General features: G+C 69.3%; 13 protein-coding genes and 1 pseudogene. 3 read left to right on the forward strand and 11 right to left on the reverse strand.

Translation table 11 applies throughout. From position 1 onward, the window contains the following. Nucleotides 1-50 precede the first annotated feature (50 nt). The 9 genes and pseudogenes from AC07DF_RS17890 to AC07DF_RS17930 form a co-directional block, all read right to left on the reverse strand. Complete coding sequence (locus tag AC07DF_RS17890; protein ID WP_478971705.1) at nucleotides 51-965, reverse strand: ABC transporter permease; 915 nt, start codon at nucleotides 963-965, stop codon at nucleotides 51-53. Continuing rightward, complete coding sequence (locus tag AC07DF_RS17895) at nucleotides 962-1798, reverse strand: ABC transporter ATP-binding protein (RefSeq protein WP_478971707.1); 837 nt, start codon at nucleotides 1796-1798, stop codon at nucleotides 962-964. Before AC07DF_RS17895 ends, AC07DF_RS17890 begins: the two co-directional genes overlap by 4 nt. Before the next feature lie 4 nt (nucleotides 1799-1802). Further along, nucleotides 1803-2819 carry an ABC transporter substrate-binding protein gene (locus tag AC07DF_RS17900; RefSeq protein WP_478971709.1) on the reverse strand — a complete coding sequence of 339 codons (1017 nt, stop codon included), beginning with the start codon at nucleotides 2817-2819 and terminating at the stop codon, nucleotides 1803-1805. Between the two features lie 426 nt (nucleotides 2820-3245). Beyond that, nucleotides 3246-3347 (reverse strand): annotated as a pseudogene (locus AC07DF_RS17905) (acyl-CoA dehydrogenase family protein); the annotation flags it as partial. 120 nt (nucleotides 3348-3467) lie between these two features. Continuing rightward, a complete protein-coding gene (locus AC07DF_RS17910; protein WP_478971711.1) occupies nucleotides 3468-5333 on the reverse strand; it encodes an ABC transporter ATP-binding protein in 1866 nt (621 codons plus the stop codon). Next, a complete protein-coding gene (locus AC07DF_RS17915) occupies nucleotides 5330-5767 on the reverse strand; it encodes a lasso peptide biosynthesis B2 protein (RefSeq protein WP_478971713.1) in 438 nt (145 codons plus the stop codon). The genes AC07DF_RS17910 and AC07DF_RS17915 overlap by 4 nt, the downstream gene beginning before the upstream one ends. Then, nucleotides 5764-6018 (reverse strand): lasso peptide biosynthesis PqqD family chaperone, encoded by a 255-nt coding sequence (locus tag AC07DF_RS17920; protein ID WP_478971715.1) that lies wholly within the window; start codon nucleotides 6016-6018, stop codon nucleotides 5764-5766. Before AC07DF_RS17920 ends, AC07DF_RS17915 begins: the two co-directional genes overlap by 4 nt. A gap of 37 nt (nucleotides 6019-6055) precedes the next feature. Beyond that, nucleotides 6056-7906: a lasso peptide isopeptide bond-forming cyclase gene (locus AC07DF_RS17925; RefSeq protein WP_478971717.1), complete on the reverse strand. Its 1851-nt coding sequence runs from the start codon at nucleotides 7904-7906 to the stop codon at nucleotides 6056-6058. 26 nt (nucleotides 7907-7932) lie between these two features. Next, complete coding sequence (locus AC07DF_RS17930; protein WP_346138028.1) at nucleotides 7933-8043, reverse strand: keywimysin-related RiPP; 111 nt, start codon at nucleotides 8041-8043, stop codon at nucleotides 7933-7935. 780 nt (nucleotides 8044-8823) lie between these two features. Between AC07DF_RS17930 and AC07DF_RS17935 the strand changes: the two genes are divergently transcribed. Further along, a complete protein-coding gene (locus AC07DF_RS17935) occupies nucleotides 8824-10203 on the forward strand; it encodes a DEAD/DEAH box helicase (RefSeq protein ID WP_478972720.1) in 1380 nt (459 codons plus the stop codon). 149 nt (nucleotides 10204-10352) lie between these two features. On the opposite strand, the gene AC07DF_RS17940 is transcribed toward AC07DF_RS17935, so the two are convergent. After that, nucleotides 10353-12038 carry a ribonuclease J gene (locus AC07DF_RS17940; RefSeq protein ID WP_478971719.1) on the reverse strand — a complete coding sequence of 562 codons (1686 nt, stop codon included), beginning with the start codon at nucleotides 12036-12038 and terminating at the stop codon, nucleotides 10353-10355. Nucleotides 12039-12243: 205 nt separating this feature from the next. On the opposite strand from AC07DF_RS17940, the gene AC07DF_RS17945 reads away from it, so the two are divergent. After that, the gene (locus tag AC07DF_RS17945) at nucleotides 12244-12732 is read left to right on the forward strand and encodes a GNAT family N-acetyltransferase (protein WP_478971721.1); all 489 of its coding nucleotides are present in this window, start codon (nucleotides 12244-12246) and stop codon (nucleotides 12730-12732) included. Between the two features lie 128 nt (nucleotides 12733-12860). Here the strand turns inward: AC07DF_RS17945 and AC07DF_RS17950 are convergent, their stop codons facing one another. Next, nucleotides 12861-14330, reverse strand: coding sequence for a non-reducing end alpha-L-arabinofuranosidase family hydrolase (locus tag AC07DF_RS17950; RefSeq protein ID WP_478971723.1), 1470 nt, complete (start codon nucleotides 14328-14330; stop codon nucleotides 12861-12863). Between the two features lie 595 nt (nucleotides 14331-14925). On the opposite strand from AC07DF_RS17950, the gene AC07DF_RS17955 reads away from it, so the two are divergent. Beyond that, nucleotides 14926-16356, forward strand: a complete 1431-nt coding sequence (locus AC07DF_RS17955; RefSeq protein ID WP_478971725.1) for an endo-1,4-beta-xylanase — start codon at nucleotides 14926-14928, stop codon at nucleotides 16354-16356. Nucleotides 16357-16379: the final 23 nt, after the last annotated feature.

Below are 16379 nucleotides of genomic sequence, written 5' to 3' on the forward strand. Positions count from 1 at the left end.
GGGGCAGTGCGGCAGACCGGACGGCGGTGGGGCAGGAGAGCGGGCCGAGGTCAGCCGCCGGCCGGCAGGCGCCAGGTGCTGAGTCGTCGTTCCACGGCGACCAGGAGCTGGTTGAAGGCCACTCCGATGGCGGAGATGGTGACGATGCCCGCGTACATCTGCGGGATGGCGAAGTTGTACTGCGAGGCGTTGATCAGATATCCCAGGCCCGCCTTGGCGCCGATCATCTCGGCGGCGACGAGCACGAGGATGGAGACTGCTCCGGCCAGCCGGATGCCGGTGAAGACGACCGGTACGGCGGAGGGCAGGATGACCTTCTGGAACAGTTTGGGCGCGGACAGGTCCATCGACTTCGCCAGCTTCAGCAGAGTGGGGTCGACGCCGCGGACCGCGCTGATGGTGTTGAGGAGGATGGGCCAGGTGCACGCGTAGAGCACGATGGAGATCTTCGAGGTCTCGCCGATGCCGAGGAGCAGCACGAAGACCGGCAGCAGGGCGAGTGCGGCGGTGTTGCGGAAGACCTCCAGCAGCGGGCCGAGGAGGTCGGCCACGGGCCGGTACCAGCCGATCAGCAGGCCGAGGGGCACGGCGACGAGGACGGCGAGGCCGAATCCGCTGAAGGAGCGGACCAGGCTGGCGCGGGCGTTGTCGGCGAGCTGACCGTCGGCTGCCAGTTCCCACCAGGCGCGGGCGACCTCGCTGAACGGCGGCAGGAACGTCCGGTCGACCAGCCCCAGGCGCGGCGCGGTCTCCCAGAGCAGCAACAGGGCCACGATCGCAGCGGACTTGGTGGCTCCGCTCACCAGCAGATCCGGCAGTCGGCGCACCGCCCGGCGGGCCCGGGCCGTTGCGGCGGGAACCCGGCGCGGGTCCGGCGGCGACGTCCCGGGGGAGGGGACCGAGGCGAGTTCGGTGGAGCCGGACGTGGTGCTCTTCTCGGTGACCGTGCCGGTTGCCGAACTCATACGGCAGCCGCCTCCTTCTCCAATTGCTGGGCCCTGGCGACCTCGTCGTGCAGCAGTGACCAGATCTCGTGCCGGTGGTGTGCGAACTCGGGGCTGGAGCGCAGGTCGTCCGTCGCGTCCCGGGAGCCGAGGGTCACCGGCACGATCCGCTTGATGCGACCTGGCCTCGACGTCATGACGGCGACGCGCTGTCCGAGGTAGACGGCCTCGTCGATGCCGTGCGTGATGAAGAGGACGGTCTTTCCGGTGCGCTGCCATATGCGCAGCAGCTCGTCCTGGAGCGACTCGCGGGTCTGGGCGTCCAGCGCGGCGAACGGCTCGTCCATCAGCAGCACATCGGGGTCGTAGGCCAGGCTGCGGGCGATCGCCACGCGCTGGCGCATCCCGCCGGACAGTTCGTGCGGGTGGCGGTCCTCGAAGCCGGTGAGGCCGACGAGGTCGAGGAACTCCCGGGCACGCCGGGCACGTTGGCGTCGGGGGACGCCGGTGGCTTCCAGGCCGAACTCGACGTTGCCCTGCGCGGTGCGCCAGGGCAGCAGCGCGTACTGCTGGAAGACGATGCCGCGGTCGAGGCCGGGCCCGGTGATGGGGTGCCCGTCGAGCAGGATGCGTCCGCCGGTGGGCCGGGTGAGACCGCCGAGCAGGTCCAGCAGGGTCGACTTTCCGCAGCCGCTGGGACCGACGAGGACGACGAATTCGCCGTCCGCTATCCGCAGGTCGATTCCGTCGAGGGCGGTGAAACGGGTGGTCTGCCGCGTTCCCTTCCGGTCCTTGACGGTGAATTCCTTCGTTACGTTCTCGAATTCGATCTTGGGTGTGGTGGATTCCGGCATGGGGTCAGCTCCCGCTGGCGTTGAACTTATTGGTGTAGAGGTCCGACAAGGTGACCTGGTTCTTTTTGATGTCGCCGCGCTCGGTCAGCCAGTCGACCCACAGCTTGAGTTCTTTGCCGGTGATGCGGCCCGCCTTCTCGGCGACGCCGAAGGAGTGCCAGTACTTCAGCGGGGCGGGGTCCTCGTTGCGGCCGCGCTTTTTCACGATGTCGGTCATCCGGGCGATGACTTCCTCGCGGGGAGTGGAGCGGGACCAGTCGATGGCCTTTCCGACGCCGGTGACGAAGACGCGCGCGGTGTCGGGGTTCTGGTTGAGGAAGCGGTCGGTCATCACGTAGGTGCCGGCGCTGAACGCGCCGAGCAGCTGGTAGTCGGTGAACAGCGGGCGGATGCCTCCGGTGGCCAGGGCCTTGTCGCGCAGGAGGCCGCCGAGTACGGCCACGTCGATCTGCTTCTGGCGAAGGGTCTGCTCGGTGTTGACCGGTGGGACGACCAGGGGCTCTGCCTTGCCGATGTCCGACTGTGACAGGCCGCCCCGCTGGAGGTAGATGTCGAGCATGGCCTCGGAGTGGGCTCCGAGGGTGTTCATCCCGATCTTCTTGCCGATGAGGTCCCGGGCCGAGCGGATGGGGCTGTCCTTGAGGACGTAGAAGCCGTTGTAGGCGTACTTGTCGGCGCCGTAGTAGCTGATGACGGCTTTGATGGGGGCCTTGTTCGCGGCGAGTTTGACGACCGCGCCGTTGAACGCGCCGCCGAAGTCGACCTGGCCGGTCGCCGCGGACTGGATGTCCTGCGGCCCGCTGATGGTGTTGCCGACCCAGTCCAGCTTCACGTCCTCCAGATAGCCGAGGTCCTCGGCCAGCTCCGGCAGAGTGACCTGGCCCGCCCAGCCCTGATAGCGGAGCGTCTTGGTTCCGCCCTTGCCGGACGTGGCTCCGGCGGTCGTTCCGCAGCTCACGGCCACCGCCGAAAGACCGAGCAGCGAGAGGAATTGACGTCGGGACGATGCCGTAGTGGCCATGAAAGGGTCCTGTTCAACGGAATAGGGAAATCGCCCATGGTCAGGACCGCGTGCGGTTCTTGAACAGGACAGCACGCGAAGCCGCGACGGGCGGCGGAAGAGGGACCTCGCCGGAAAGAGCTACGAGGAGTTCAGCGTCTACAGCAGCAGCGGATGACGCGACAGTTGACTATGAAATGGAGCGCGCGAGAGATGCCCGTCCGGGGCTCAGAAGCCGACGGCACAGATGGCGCTGGCCTGGCGTCGCAAGTCGACGTGCAGGCGCGCGGCTAGTTTCTCGGAATGGCTCACAGTCAAGAGAGTTGCAGCGAAAACCGGCCACGTCAATGTCGCTTGCGCATGCGTCTCATCTTCTGAACTGCCCGACACGGGAGTGAAGCACGGCGTTCACAATTGCCGCCGACCAGGGTCAGACGGGCAGGATGAAAGGAGGGTGGTCCGACCATCGCGCCAGAAGCGGTCGAAGCCCAGCCGCGCGGACGCGGAGCGGACACCGACGATGTCGAGGGCGCGGGCGGTGGTCTCTTGCTCGGGGTGGCGAAGGCCCCTGGCCCCGCCTCGCCGATCCGGCCGCCTGGACCCGACGGTGCCCATTGGCAGTCCGAACACCACTCCAACTCGAGCCGCCGGGCCGGGAGGCGGAACGCGTCAGCCGTCCCTCCGCTCCCGCTCGCCCAACCCGTGCTCCCCGCCCGCCCGGAGCATCTGGCTCGCGGCCAGCTCGCGATAGAGGGCACTGCTGACCAGCAATTCCTCGTGGCGTCCGGCGGCGGACGCGCGACCGTCCTGGAGCACCACGATGTGGTCGGCGTGCTGCACGGTGGACAGACGGTGGGCGATGACCAGCAGGGCGCACTCCTGGGCGACGTCCTTCATGACCGTGGTGAGCGCCGATTCGTTGATCGCGTCGAGGTGGGAGGTGGGCTCGTCCAGCAGGAGCAGCGAGGGGCGGGCCAGCAACGCGCGGGCCAGGGCGACACGTTGACGTTCGCCGCCGGAGAGATTGCCGCCGCGTTCACCGATGACAGCGGTCAGGCCCCCGGGCAGCCGGTCGACGACCTCTTCGAGCCGGGCCAGTTCGACGACGCGCCGGATCTCCGCCTCCGTGGCGTCGGGCACGGCGTAGGTGATGTTGTCGCGCAAGGTGCCGTGGACGACATGGGTGTTCTGATCGACCACGGCGATGCCTCGGCGGCAGGCGCCACGGGTGAGTTCGGCCGCGGGCCGCCCGTCGTAGAGCAGGGTGCCCGCATCCGGCTCGTAGAACCTAGCGACCAGGGCGAACACCGTGCTCTTGCCGGCACCGGAGCGGCCCACCAGGGCCACCTGCCGACGCTGCGGGACAGCGAACGAAACGCCGCGGAGGACCGGCCGCCCCGGGGCGTAGCCGAAGTGGACGTCGCGCAGGTCGAGAACGGGGTGCTCGCGGGTGCCGGACGGTCCGGCGGGCCGCGGTGCGGGGGCGCGGCCTTCCGGGACGTGGGGTTCGGTGGGCTCCACGGGAAGGCGGAGTGCCTCGTCGATGCGCTGGTAGGCGCCCATCCCGCGTTGGATGAGGCCCACGGCGCGGAAGACGGAGGACAGGGGCAGGACGAGGTACGAGGCGTAGAGCAGGAACGCGACGAGGTCGCCGAGGGAGCCGGCCTGACTGCCTACACGCAGGCCGCCGACGACCAGGACGATGAGGAAGGAGCCCTGGACCGCGAGTTCGACCGCGGAACTCATCACGGAGGCGAGCTTCGCGCTGCGCACCCCCGCGCCGTAGGCCGCGTCCACGCGGGCACCGATGCCGGCCGCCTCACGCTCCTCGGCGCGGTGCACGCGGACCATCGGCAGGGCGTGCAGGGCGCGTTCCAGATCGGCGGCGACGGCACCGATCGAGCCCTGCATCTGTTCGGACGCGTTCCGGATGCCCTTGAGCAGCGAGGCGACCACCACGGCCGCCGCCGCGACGGTCACGGCGACCAGGAGCAACAGCAGAAGGTCCAGCCACGCCATGAGGACGATCGCCCCGGCGGCGACCAGGCTTCCCGTGACGAGATCGACCACGGCCTGCGAGACGACCTCCCGCAGCAAGGTGGTGTCGGCCGTCACCCGGGAGACGAGGTCGCCGCCCCGGTGACGATCGTGTTCCCTCATCTCCAGTCGGAGCAGTCGGCCCACCAGCCCGTGCCGGAGTTGCCGGACGACACCTTCGCCCATCCGCTCCAGGAGGAAGCGTCCCGCTGCCCCCGTCGCCGCCTCGACGACGAACAGTGTGCCCAGGAGGGCCAGCAGCGGCCAGATGAGCTGCCCGTGGCCGCTGGCGTCCACGACCTGCTTGGCGACCAGGGGCTGGGCCAGTCCCAGGGCGGAGCCCACGAGGGTCAGCACGCTGGCGACGGCGATGGCGCTCCGATGCCCGGCGGTGAGCCGGTACATCGTGGCCACCGCCGCCAAGGTGGACTTGTCGGCTCCGGGCTCGACCTCTGCGACCGCGGCCCGGCCGCCTCGCGATGCCGTCGCGCCGGTCATCGGTCAGTGGGCCGTGGCCGCGGGGCGACGGCCACCAGGCGGGCGAAGTAGCCCGGTGGGACACCCTCGCCGACGGGACGGCCGTCAGCCTCGATCCAGGCGTGCGCGGTGAAGGGCGGGGTGACCCGTACGCCGGTGCACCAAGTCGGCCATGTTCCGCCGAGACGGCACAGCAGCGCCGCCCCCAGGGAGCGCGGCAGGCACCCCTTCGGCCCGGCGCAGCGCAGGCTGGCGGCACACATGGCGTCGCGTGCGTTCTGAGCCTGCGCGGTGGTCGCCGGCGTGGCGCCGCGCCGCAGGATGCCGAGCACGGCGCGGATGTGACGGGGCGGCAGCAGGGCGAGGGCCACGGCGGGGAGCAGGACGAGGCGGGCGGTCAGGCGTCGGGCCAGGGGAACACCGGTGGGCCGCTCCAGCGCGCTGGGCGTCGTCATGAGGCGAGCCCCGAGTCGCGCAGCTCCCGCACGAGCGTCTCGACGTCCTGCCGGGCCTGCTCCTGGTCGATGTCGAACTCCCGGGCCAGGGCGGCGGCCGCGTCCGCCTCCTCGCCGCCGTCCAGCAGTGCCCGCACCACCAAGGTGGCCGTCGGATTCAACTCCCAATAGGCACCGGCCTTTTCGTCCAGCAGCACCGTGCCGTAGTCGGTTTCGGCCGTGGAGACGTTCTCGCCGAGCCGCAGGGGCATATGAGGGCCTTTCTGACGTGTCTGACAGGGGATGCGGTCAGGGTTGTGGGACATGGGTGCGGCCGTGGGCGAGCCCTCGCAGCCACACCTCCGCGGCGATCGTGGAGTAGAGGATGGCGTCGGAGAGCCCCGGGGACGCGGGCCGCCGGGCGAGGCGGCGCAGTTCGGCGCCGTCCACCAGGCCCAGCTCCGCCAGCCGTGAGTCCTCCCACAGGGCCAGCAGGTCGGCGCGGTTTTCCCGCAGTCCATTGGAGGCGTCCATGGAGGCTGTGGCCTTGTTGCTGCGCCGCAGGCACTCCTCGGGCACGATCCCGCGCATCGCGGCGGTGAGGACGGGCTTGTAGCGCCAGGGCGTGACGCGCTCGCTCGGACGTACGGCGAGACACGCCTCGACGACGCGGTCGTCGAGGAAGGGAGAGGCCATCGGCAGGCCGGCACGGGCCGCCATCCGGTCCCACTGCCGGATCACGCGGGTGCAGGAGCGGATCTGCTCCAGGTCGGTGTGCAGACCGCGGTCCGGATGCAGCGGCGAGGCCGTCGCCGCTGCGTCGAGCAGGGCCCGGCGGGCCATCCGCTCGGCCTCGGGAGTCACCCAGTCGAACAGGCGCGGGGTCATGCCCCAGCCGAGACCCGTCGCGACGGACGGGGGCAACGGGCCGCGTAGCTCACCGGCTGCGTCGGCGAGCCACTTCCCGTACGGCCGGAAATCGGCGAGGGCGCGGAGTGTGCCGCCGAGCGGCCACTGCCACAGAGCCCGGAACCCGCGTAACTGGCGCAGCGCGAACAGCGGGCGGGTGCGCAGCAGCCGGTGGTAGTACGCCTCGGAGCACCATGCCACGTGGTCGCCGCCGATGCCGGTCAGATGCAGCCGGCTGCCGCGTGCGGCGAGGCCGGGCAGATGGTGCAGGACCCGGGAGCGGTCCATGACGCCGATGGTGGGTTCGTCGAGGAGGTCGTCGATGCCGAGCAGGTCCTCATAGACCAGCGGCGAGGCGTCCGCGTCCCACACCACGTGCTCGACGTCGGGCAGGTGCCTCATCGCCCGCTCGGCCCAGGACAGGTCGGTGTCCGCCGGATCCCGTCCCGGCCAGGTACTGGCCACCACGCGGGCGGGGGAGCGGTCGGCCAGGAAGCAGACGGAGGTGGAGTCCAGGCCCCCGGACAGGTCGCAGCTCAGCACGCCGCCCTGGCGGGTACGGGCGCCGACGGCCTCCTCCAATGCCGTCCGGATCAGGGGCGCCGCTTGGGCAAGCGGCCGGACCGGCTCCGGCGGAGTCCACCACCGGGTGTGCCGTACGCTGCGGCCGTCCGCGGCGACGACCACGGCGTCCTGCGGAGGAACGGCGGTGACCGCACGCCACATCGATGTCTCGAACAGCGGGTGAGGGGCGGGCCACAGCAGCCTTACGGCCAGTTCCTCCACGTCGGGGTCCAGGCCCAGGACGGTGGCCAGCGTGTCGGCTCGGGTCGCGGCGATTCGCACGCCGTCGATCTCCGCGTGGAAGACGAGTCGCAGTCCGGAGGCGGTGCCCTGCACCCTGATCTGTCCGTCCAGGGCGCCGACCAGGTGGAAACTGCCGGGGAGGGATCGGGCCAGTGCGTCGAGCTCCGCGAGATCACGCAACCGGGCGGCCCGGCGCCGCAGTTCGTCCGTGCCGATCGGGCAGCAGCCGACGACGGCGAGGGAGGCGCTGCCGACACCAGCGGTGACGAGTTCGTCGTCGCTCCAGTGACCGACCAGCCAGGGCCGGCCCGACGCGTGCGCGAGGGTCCGGCTTCCGGGGCGGGCGAAGGAGCGGGCCGCGGCGGCCGCGTCCGCACGGTCCGTGAAGACCGTGAAGTGCGCGTCGCCGCGGCCCGTCCCCGCACTTTCGTGCAGTTCAGTCATGACGTCGGGTCAAGGACTGTCGGTCGTCAGTTCTTGCTCAGGATCAGCCGGTCGTTGCCGGAGCGCTGAAGGAACCCCGTCTCCTTCCGGAAGGTGCCGAGCCGGACGAGCGTCGGTGCCTCGTATGCCTTCTTCATGACCACTCCTCACGTACGGTTTCCCGCCCGCCTCCCTGACCGACGGCCCGGCCGGACCGGGCTCGTGCGCTGCCGGTCGGCCCAGAGCTCATCGGGAACCCGGGCCAGGAAGCGGACGCAGCAATAGCTAGCTGCAGAGCGTGAGATCAAGGCAAGAGCCTTTGCGAAGCTCGGATAATATGCAAACTCCGAATCTCCAGGGTTGTGCGCCCGCTCTCGTTTTGTCTGTCCTCGGCGCGACATCATGGGTGACCCGGGTGTACGCATGCGCGAAGAGACGTTTTGACGTGCGCCTCGGCACTTGCTCGCCGCACCTGCCGGGGGGCGTCTGAAGCCGGCCACAGGTGGGCGCCGCTGGGGCGCACTCACTCCACTCGCCGGGCTCCCCTCAGGGCCCTCGACTCCGAATCCCGAGGACCTCACCGGCAAGCCCTGTGCAGGCGACGAGTCGACTCGCCGCTCGGGCGTGCGCCGCCTTCCTTCGTGCGCCTCGGCCCGGCTGTGCATGCCGTGGCCGTGGAGGAAGCCGTGCCACCACATGAGGCAGGTCGTTCGAAGCGTCTTCTGGCGTGCACAAGGTCCAGGGCAGCGCTGCTTTCACAGGGTCGACGGCGTGCCCCGTGCTAACGTTGACCGTTTGCAGGGTCGCTGTGCCGGTGCTCCGATCGATGTCCCGGGCTGGTGACCGCGTCCCCGCCGCGCCTTCCTCGGTACGGTCCCTTCGGAGGAAGGCTTACTGTGAACGAATCAGCACGTGGCGATGCCCGGCGGCAGGACTGTGTGTCCGAGGCGCCGGACGCCGCTTCGGCGCTGCCCACGGTGGCGTCCTTCGCACAGCTGGGACTGCCGGCCGAGGTTCTGCGGACGCTGGACGAGCACGGCGTGACTGTGCCCTTTCCCATCCAGGCGGCGGCGCTGCCGAACGCGCTCGCGGGACGGGACATCCTGGGCCGGGGCCGCACTGGATCCGGCAAGACGCTCGCCTTCGGCCTGGGGATGCTCGCCCGGACGGCCGGGCAGCGCGCGCAGCCCAAAGAGCCGCTGGCGCTCGTTCTCGTGCCCACCAGGGAGCTGGCACAGCAGGTCGGTGAGGCGCTCACCCCGTACGCCGAGGCACTGCGGCTACGGCTCGCGACCGTAGTGGGTGGAGTGTCCATCGGACGGCAGGCCGCCCTACTGCGCGACGGCGCCGAGATCGTCGTCGCCACGCCCGGCCGGCTGCACGACCTCATCGAGCGCAAGGGCTGCCGGCTGGGACGGGTGCGCATCACCGTCCTGGACGAGGCCGACCAGATGTGTGACATGGGTTTCCTGCCGCAGGTCACCGAGATCCTGGAAAAGGTGCGTTCCGACGGACAGCGGATGCTGTTCTCCGCCACCCTCGACCGCGACGTCGACCACCTGGTGCAGCGCTATCTGCGCGACCCCGCCGTCCACTCCGTGGACCCCTCGTCCAACGCGGTTTCCGCGATCGAGCACCACGTCTTCGTCGTGCACGGCCCGGACCGGTACGCCGTGACCACGGAGATCGCCGCCCGGGACGGCCGCGTCCTGCTGTTCCTGGACACCAAGCACGGCGTCGACCAGCTCACGCGGCATCTGCGGGCCAGTGGCGTGGCCGCCGCCGCCCTGCACAGCGGGAAGTCCCAGCCGCAGCGCACCCGGACCCTGGCCCAGTTCAAAAACGGGCAGGTCACCTCGCTGGTGGCGACGAACGTCGCCGCACGCGGCCTGCACGTCGACGACCTCGACCTCGTGGTCAACGTCGATCCGGCCACCGACCCGAAGGACTATCTGCACCGCGCCGGCCGCACGGCTCGGGCCGGCCGCTTCGGCACCGTCGTGACGCTCGTCCTGCCGGGACAGCGCCGCGAGACGAGCCAGGTCATGGCGGATGCCGACGTCGCTCCCAAGGTGACCAAAGTGCGCTCAGGCGAGGCGGAGCTCAGCCGGATCACCGGTGCCAAGACCCCCTCCGGAGAGCCGCTCGACGGCGGGGCGGCCGCAACCCGGCCCAAGAACCACAACGCCCCGTTCCGCGGCCTTGGCAGCGCCAAGGACGCGAAGAGCGGCTCCGGTGGCAGGTCGTCCCGGAAGAGCAACGAGGCCCGCAAGCTCGCGGAGGCCCGCAAGGCGGCCCGGGTGCGGCGCGGCGGCTGATCCCCGCCGGCCGTACACCCCAGTCGTCCTGATCGTTGAGGGAACGGTGAGGCCAGGACACCGACCTTGCGCGGCACGTTCGGTGTCCTGGAAGCGGTCCACGTCCACTCGACCCCGGACCAGCCCGGCTCGTGCTGCCGGGCTGTGGCTCAGGCGTCGATGATGACGGGGATGATGAGGGGCTTGCGGCGGTGGGTGCGGAACGCCCAGTTCGCCACGGCGCGAGCGAGGAGCTGTTCGAGTTGGCGCGCGTCCCCGACGCCTTCCTCGGCCGCGGTCGCCAAGGTCTTCTCGATGACGGGGACGACCGGCTCGAAGGTGGTGTCGTCGTGGACGAAGCCGCGGGCGAGGAAGTCGGGGGCCTCGGCGAGGGCGCCGGTGTCCGCGTCGACGATCGCCACCACCGTGACGACGCCTTCCTCCGCGAGGGTGAGGCGGTCCTTGAGGGACGCCTCGGTGGCGCCGCCGACTTCCATCCCGTCCACGTAGACGTTGCCGGCGGGAACCTTGCCGGTGATGGAGGCCCGCCCGTCGACGAGGTCGACGACGACGCCGTCCTCGGCGATCACGACACGGCCGGGATCGACGCCGGTACGGATGGCGAGGTCGGCGTTGGCCCGCAGGTGGCGCCATTCGCCGTGCACGGGCATGACGTTGCGGGGTTTGACGATGTTGTAGCAGTAGACGAGTTCGCCGGCGCTGGCGTGCCCGGAGACGTGCACCTTGGCGTTGCCCTTGTGGACCACGTGGGCGCCCCACCGGGTGAGTCCGTTGATCACCCGGTAGATGGCGTTCTCGTTGCCGGGGATGAGGGAGCTGGCGAGCAGGACGGTGTCGCCCTTGCCGATGCGGATCATGTGGTCGCGGTTCGCCATCCGTGACAGCGCGGCCATCGGTTCGCCCTGGGAGCCGGTGCACACCAGAGTGATCTTGTGGTCCGGGAGCTTCTCCAGCTCCTTCGTGCTCACGACCAGACCGGACGGGACCTTCAGATAGCCCAGGTCACGGGCGATGCCCATGTTGCGGACCATCGACCGGCCGACGAAGGCGACCTTGCGGCCGTGCTGGTGGGCGGCGTCCAGGACCTGCTGGATGCGGTGCACATGGCTGGCGAAGCTGGAGACGATGACCCGTCGCGGCGCGGTGCGCATCACCTGCTCGATCGCCGGGTTCAGCTCACGCTCGGAGGTGGTGAAGCCGGGTACTTCGGCATTGGTGGAGTCGGTGAGGAACAAATCAACGCCTTCCTCGCCGAGGCGGGCGAAGGCGCGCAGGTCGGTGATGCGGTCGTCGAGAGGGAACTGGTCCATCTTGAAGTCGCCGGTGTGCAGCACCATGCCGGCGCCGGTGCGGATCGCGACCGCGAGGCTGTCCGGGATGGAGTGGTTGACCGCCACGAACTCGAGGTCGAAGGGCCCGAAGCCGCGCCGGTCGCTCTCCCGCACCCGCACCGTGCGCGGCCGGATGCCGTGTTCCTTGAGCTTGGCCTCCAGGAACGCGAGCGTCAGCTTGGAGCCGACGACGGGAATGTCGGACCGCTCGCGCAGCAGATACGGCACGCCGCCGATATGGTCCTCGTGGCCGTGGGTGAGGACCACGGCCACGATGTCGTCCAGCCGGTCCCGGATCGACGTGAAGTCCGGCAGGATCACGTCGACGCCTGGCTGGGTCTCCTCGGGGAACAGCACGCCGCAGTCGACAATGAGCAGTTTGCCGGCGTACTCGAACACGGTCATGTTGCGGCCGATCTCACCCAGGCCGCCCAGGGCGATGACCCGCAGCCCTCCTTTGGGAAGGGGCGGGGCGGCTTTCAGTTCGGGGTGTGGATGACTCATTCCTTGACGGTACCCGGAGAGCGAACGAGATGATCCATTGCCTCTGTGATCTCTCCGTCCGACGGAGCGCCCGAGTGGTGAAGGCGGACCGCCGTCCGCGGGTGAACCGGCATCGAAGACCCAAAAGGATGCCGACCATGGCCGCTCCCCGTAAGCACACGCCGAGGAACATCCTGACGGGACCTCGGTGCGGCATACTTTCCCGATGAGTTCCCGCACATCCCCGATCAGCCGGCCGATCACGATACGGAGGGCAGTCGCGCGGGATGCCAAACGGCTCACGCGGCTGGTACGTGGCTCAGGCGCCTACGAGGGTAAGTTCGCGGCCGCGGTGGCGGGCTACCGGGTCGGTCCTGATTACATCGAAGCCCACCGCGCCTTCGTGGCCGTCGGTGCCGACGAGCATGGGGGCCGGGTCCTCGGGTTCTACTCGCTCGTCCTTGCTCCACCGGAGCTCGATCTGCTGTTCGTCGCCGACGAAGCGCAAGGGCGTGGTATTGGACGGCTGCTCGTCGCGCACATGCAGTCCGAGGCCCGTGCCGCCGGGATCGACCGGGTCAAGGTCGTGTCGCATCTTCCTGCCCAGGACTTCTACCACCGCGTCGGTGCGGTCCGGACCGGGACCGCGCTCGCGAACCCGCCCGCCGTGCCGTGGGACCGTCCCGAATTCGAGTTTCGCATTGCTTCGGCGTGACGCGGTGTGCCGGTTCGCGTGGGGCCGGCCCGCCCGGCGCCTGGCCCGGCCCGTGACCCGGACGGGCTCGGCCTTCCGCCGAGCCCGCCAAGCCGGCTCCGTACCGGAGCCGGACTCGTGTCACGCCGTCAGCGCCGCAGTGTCAGCAGACCCGGCCGGTAGGGCAGGAGGCCGTAGTCGACGCCGTCGGAGTTGGGGCTGCGCCCCTGGTAGAGCAACTGCAGATTGCAGGGATCGACGGTCATGGTCTGATCAGGGCTGGTGCGGATCAGTTCGCCATGACTGATGTCGTTGGTCCAGGTGGCGCCACTGTTGGCCTTGCCGGCGAAGGGATTGCTCTCGGTCGCGGCCTGCGGCGTCCACGAGCCGTTCAGACTGGTGGCCGTGAACGAGCGGAAGTAGCGGCCCTGCGAGCCGATCGCCTCGACGATCATGAGGTAGCGGTTCTGGCCCTGGAGCTTGTAGACCTGCGGGGCTTCGAAAAGGTTGTTCCGCGTATCGCTCATGACCACGGTCGAGGTCGTTCCGAAGCTGCCCGGGAAGTTCCCGATCGGCATACTGGCCCGGTAGATCTTGCCGTTGTCACCGGCGAAGAACAGGTACATGTTCGACCCGTCGGCGATGAGCGTCTGGTCGATGGGTCCGGTTCCGGAGTCGGAGATGCTTCCGGAGAAGAGCGGCTGCTCGGATGACCAGCCGTTCGGGTTGGTGGGGTCGCTCGACGTCCGGTAGGAGAAGGCGGTCCTGCCCCACTGGTAGGCGAGCACCCAGATGTTCTTCGGTGCGAAGTAGAAGAGCGTGGGCGCGACGGTGGAAGCCGACATCGTGTTCTGGCCGGCCGAGGCCATCTCCGGCCAGTTGGTGAACAGGCCGAAGTTCATCGAACCCCACCTCGTCCCCGTGTCGTGCGTCGTCGCGTAGACGAGTTGCCTGCCGTTGTAGGGGACGACGGTGAAGTCCTTGAGCGAGACCCACCCCGGCTTGGGCTGCGCCAGCGCGCCCGTTGACGTCCAGCGGTATGTCGACGGAAGTTCGCACGGGCCGGAGCTGTCGCCGCCGACCTTGACGAGCTGCCACTGCTGGTTGCTGCCGCCCCAGTCGTCGTACTGGACGATGTTCGCGCTGTCGGCGGTGGAGGCGCCTTGTACTTCGAGGGCCTTGTTGCTGTGGCGCGAGATGAGCCGCACGTAGCCGTCCGAGCTGTCGGCCAGCCGCCACTGCTGATTGGTGCTGTTCAGGTCGGCCCACTGGACGATCGAGCCGCCGTTCGCTGTGGACCAGTTGTGGACGTCCAGCACCTTGCCCGAGTGGCGGGACTTGATGCGGTAGTAGCCGCCGCCGGAATCGACGAACTGCCACTGCTGCTGGTTCTGATCGTTCCTGGTCCACTGAGTGATGCGGGCACCATCGCTGGTCGCCCTGTTGTAGACATCAAGGGCCTTGCCGCTGTTGCGGTTGACCAGCACGTACGAGGCGTTGGGGTCCACGGCCGCCGCGGCGGCGGGCTGGGCCCCGAGGAAGGTGGCCACGAGCAGCAAGGGCGCAAGGGCCGCGAGCAGGCGTCTTGGACGGACCGGGGACGGGTGACGAAACCACATCAGAGCGCCTCCTTAGGCGTGGGGGGTGAGGTGACCCCGATGAGCCGCGGAGCGGACGTGCCGGAGGGCGGGTAAATCTCGAATGTTTCGAAGAATTCCCGGATGCTTCGACGCCACAAGCTAGGAATGAGCTGCCCTCTGGTCAAGCCCTGTCACCGAACTGTCCACAAACCGCGCCCGGGGTTTGTGGGATGGCGTACCAGGGTTCCGAAAGTTTCGGACGAAGGGCGGAAACTTTTCCTGCGGAGAGTATTGACGATCCATGTCAACACCTCGATCATCCCTGTCTGAGAACCCGGCCACAGTTCGAGATATCGAAGCACGTCGGCCCTGAGCAGTCGTGCTGCACGGCAGATCCGCGCACCAAAGCACCTGCGCCACCCGTCTCGTTCAGGTGAGGTTCGTACCAGCGCATCCTGGCTCTTCGCGCAGTCGAAGAGGTACGCGACGCCGCGTCCCGCTCCCATGACCGCGGTGTCCGGTGATTCCGTGCTGCCCGGGTTCCGGCCCGCCCCGTCCGCCTGCCGAGTGCGAGCGGACGACGCATTCCCCTGCGCTTCAGTCCTTGCGTGATTACCACCTTGGAGGCACAGCCATGAGCTTGTATGTCCTACCCGGACCCATGACTCGCCGGAAGCTCCGCAGCCTGCTGCTGGCGCTGGTCGTCGGCGTCCTCGGTACGGTCGCCGCACTGGTCGCGCCGCCGACCGCACACGCCGCCGAGAGCACGCTCGGCGCCGCGGCGGCGCAGAGCGGCCGCTATTTCGGCACCGCCATCGCCTCGGGCAGGCTGGGCGACTCGGCGTACACGACGATCGCGGGCCGTGAGTTCAACTCGGTGACGGCCGAGAACGAGATGAAGATCGACGCCACCGAACCGCAGCGGGGCCAGTTCAACTTCACCGCCGGCGACCGCGTCTACAACTGGGCGGTGCAGAACGGCAAGCAGGTGCGCGGCCACACCCTGGCCTGGCACTCCCAGCAGCCCGGCTGGATGCAGAGCCTCAGCGGCAGCACGCTGCGCCAGGCGATGATCGACCACATCAACGGCGTGATGCGCCACTACAAGGGCAAGATCGCCCAGTGGGACGTCGTGAACGAGGCCTTCGCCGACGGCAGTTCGGGAGCCCGGCGCGACTCCAACCTGCAACGCACGGGCAACGACTGGATCGAGGTGGCCTTCCGCACCGCGCGCGCCGCCGACCCGGCCGCCAAGCTCTGCTACAACGACTACAACGTCGAAAACTGGACCTGGGCCAAGACCCAGGCCATGTACGCCATGGTCCGCGACTTCAAGCAGCGCGGAGTGCCGATCGACTGCGTCGGCTTCCAGTCGCACTTCAACAGCGGCAGCCCCTACAACAGCAACTTCCGCACCACCCTGCAGAACTTCGCCGCCCTCGGCGTCGACGTGGCCATCACCGAACTCGACATCCAGGGCGCCGCGGCCACGACCTACGCCAACGTGACCAACGACTGCCTGGCCGTCCCGCGCTGCCTCGGCATCACCGTCTGGGGTGTGCGCGACACCGACTCCTGGCGACCGGAGCACACGCCGCTGCTGTTCAACGGCAACGGCAGCAAGAAGCCCGCCTACACCGCCGTCCTCAACGCACTCAACGGCGGCTCCTCCACGCCCCCTCCGGACTCCGGACCGATCAAGGGCGTCGGCTCGGGCCGCTGCCTGGACGTGCCCGGCACCAGTACCACCGACGGCACCCAGCTCCAACTGTGGGACTGCCACAACGGCACCAACCAGCAGTGGACGTACACCGCCGCCGGCGAGCTCAGGGTCTACGGCAACAAGTGCCTGGACGCCGCCGGCACCGGCAACGGCACCAAAGTGCAGATCTACAGCTGCTGGGGCGGCGACAACCAGAAATGGCGCCTCAACTCCGACGGATCGATCGTCGGCGTCCAGTCCGGCCTCTGCCTCGACTCCGTCACAGGCGGCACCGCCAACGGCACCCTGATCCAGCTCTACTCCTGCTCGAACGGCAGCAACCAGCGCTGGACCCGCACCTGAGACACCGCTGATGGTCCCGGCCA

This window comes from Streptomyces sp. NPDC044719 (genome assembly GCF_056433405.1).